Here is a 3,088-nt window from a genome sequence, read left to right as displayed (position 1 = left end):
GTACCTTCATCTACCTGCGTCCGTCCGGCCAGGAGCAGGCATGGTCCCTGACGCAACATCCGGCGCCGCATCCCGGCTGGCAATACAAGGCCACCTACCTGCCGGACCGCGTGCAATTTGACGTGAATTCCGATCAGCTGGAGGCAAGCACCAGCGTACTGGTCAGTCCCGAGGACGACACTGAAATGCGCAACGTCACGCTGCGCAACCTGTCGGCTACGGAGATGACGCTCGACGTGATTTCATGCTTTGAAGCGGTATTGACCGATCCGCGCGCCGACGAGGCCCATCCGGCATTTTCGAACCTGTTTGTCCAGACACGCTGGCATCCCGAATGGCGCGCCCTGCTGCTGTCACGCAAACCCCGGCTGCAGGGCGATCCTGTCATGGCGGTCGCACATTTCCTCGCCAATTCAGAAGCCAACGTCCGCGCCATCGATTTCATCTCGGACCGCCGCGCCTTTCTGGGCCGTAACCGCGAGCCCGGCCACCCGGCACTGCGGGCAGAGGCGCACGGCCAGGACGGCTCACCCATCAACGGGCTGGACCCGGTTGCGGGCCTGCGTCTTCGCATCCGCATTCCGGCGGGCGGCGTGGCCCGGCTCAGCTTTGCCACAGCCGCCGCGTCCAGCAGCGACGAACTCGCGGCACGCATCGACAAATACCTGCAGCCCATGCACGTGGAGCGCGCTACCCGCATGGCCGCCACGCTGGCCCAGGTGCGCCTGCGCGACCTCGGGGTCGACCCCGAGGAAAACGCGGCGTTGCAGGACCTCAACACCGCACTGATGTACAGCTGTGCCCGGCCGATGGCGGAACGCGGCCTGCTGGACCAGCGCCAGCTCTGGCGTTTCGGCATCTCGGGAGACAAACCCATCGTACTGGTGCTCATCCACTCCAGCAACGGGATGGCGCTGGTGCATTCATTGCTGCGGGCCCAGCCCTGGTGGAGTTTCTGCGGGCTGGGTACCGACGTGGTCATCCTCAACAGCGAAGTCAACTCCTACCTGATGCCCTTGCAACGCGACATCCTGGCGCTGCGCGACCGCACACTGCAACAAACGGAAAATAGCTTTCCGCGCAGCGACGCCGGTGGCTTTTACCTGCTGCGCGACCAGGAAATCGTGCCCTCGGAAAAAGCCGCACTGACGGGGTTGGCACGCGTCATTCTTGTGGCAGACGGCAGGCCGCTTGAACAACAGGCCGCAGCGCTGCGCAACACGGCCAACGCCCAGCGCCGTGCGGGCCCCGCCACCCGTCCGCTGCCGGCACTCTCCTCCGGTTCTGCCAGCGCCACCGGGCAGCCAGAAGCACTGCAGACACCCCGGGGACACTTCGATGCCGGCACCGGCGAGTTCCGGTTTGACGTTGACAGCCTGCATCGTCCGCCCCGACCATGGATCAACGTGATCGCGAATCCCTCTTTCGGCTTTCAGGTGTCGGAGACCGGCGCCGGCTACACATGGGCAGTCAACAGCCGGCTGCACCAGGTCACGCCCTGGTCCAACGACCCGGTGGCGGATCCCACCTTCGAGCACTATCTGCTGCAGGATGTGGACACGCAGCAAGTGCTGGCATTAAGCCCGTCGGCACAACACGGCCCGGCGCCTGCCTGCCGTGTGCGTCACGGCCAGGGCTACACCGTATTCGAATGCCAGCACGGTGCGCTTCATGCGGAAACCACTTTTTTTGTTGATCAAACTGATCCGGTCAAACTGGTGCAGGTCACGCTTCATAACCAGGGCAGCGCCACGCGCAAGCTGCGCGCCCTGGCCATGGTCGAATGGCAGATGGGTGCTGCACGCCACGAACGCCGCACCATACATGCGTGGAAAGACAAAGACAGCCTGCTGACAGCCGTGTTTGCGCAGCAGCGTGAAAGCCGGGCGGGCTTCGGCGGCAGCACGGCGTTCCTGTCGCTGACCGGTTTGCCCGGCACACCCGAGTGGACCTGCGACCGAAGCGAATTTTTCGACGCAACAGGCCGGCTGGTGCTTCCTTCCGCCCTGGGCCAGAATGCTGCCGGCGGTGCGGACCCCTGTTCTGCACTGGCAGGCGAGTTCTCCCTGCCTCCCGGCCAGACTCTTGCGTTCACCTTCCTCCTCGGCCATGCCGGGGACGCCACGCAGGCGCTGCAACTGGCACGCAGCTGGCAAGGCAAAGATGCGGCGCAGGCGCTTGAACAGGTCAAGGCTTATTGGTCCGGGTTGCTGGGCAAAGTCCAGGTGCAGACGCCCGATCCGCTGTTTGACGCCCTGGTCAACCGCTGGCTGCTCTACCAGACACTGGTGTCGCGCCTGTGGTCCAAGGCCGGTTTCTACCAGGCCGGCGGCGCATTCGGCTTTCGGGACCAGTTGCAGGACGCCATGGCCTTCGCCGTCATTGAACCGGGCCGCCTGCGTGCGCAAATCATGCTGAACGCCTCGCGCCAATTCCCCGAAGGGGATGTCCAGCACTGGTGGCACGCGCCCGGCGGTGAAGGCGTGCGCACCCATTTTTCGGACGACTTGCTGTGGCTGCCCTATGCCTGCGCCTGGTATGTCCAGGTCACAGGCGACACCAGCATCCTGGATGAAGAGGTTGCCTTCATCGACGGACCGTCGATTCCCGAAGGTGCGGAAGACGCGTATTACGCGCCGCAAACCAGCGGACAAACCGCCACGGTGTTCGAACACTGCGCCCGTACCCTGGACCGCAGCCTGGCCATAGGCGCACATGGCCTTCCGCTCATGGGCACGGGTGACTGGAACGACGGCATGAACCGCGTGGGCCACGAAGGCCGCGGCGAGTCTGTCTGGCTGGGCTGGTTTTTATGCCGCGTGGTCAATGACTTTCTGCCCCTGGCCGCATCGCGCGGCGACGACGGCCGCGCGCAACGCTGGCGCCAGGCCCGCTCCGGCTGGGTTGCCGCCCTGCACGACGCGGGCTGGGACGGTGCCTGGTTCCGCCGGGCGTTCTTCGACAACGGCGCACCGCTCGGCTCCTCCACCAATGATGAATGCCGCATCGACCTGATTGCACAAGCCTGGTCGGTTCTCTCCGGCGCCTCCACCGAGGCCTTCATCGGCCCGGCCATGCAGGCCATGAA

1 protein-coding gene is annotated in these 3,088 nt (G+C 65.1%); it reads left to right on the top strand.

Annotated features, from left to right (window positions below):
- A partial coding sequence (locus AC1D1P_RS19105; protein ID WP_477674059.1) for a GH36-type glycosyl hydrolase domain-containing protein occupies positions 1-3,088 on the top strand: 3,088 nt, incomplete at both ends.

It is taken from the genome of Polaromonas sp. P1_E1_2, assembly GCF_056406035.1.
The sequence above is the reverse complement of the archived record's forward strand: the minus strand, read 5'-3'. Positions and strand labels throughout refer to the sequence as shown.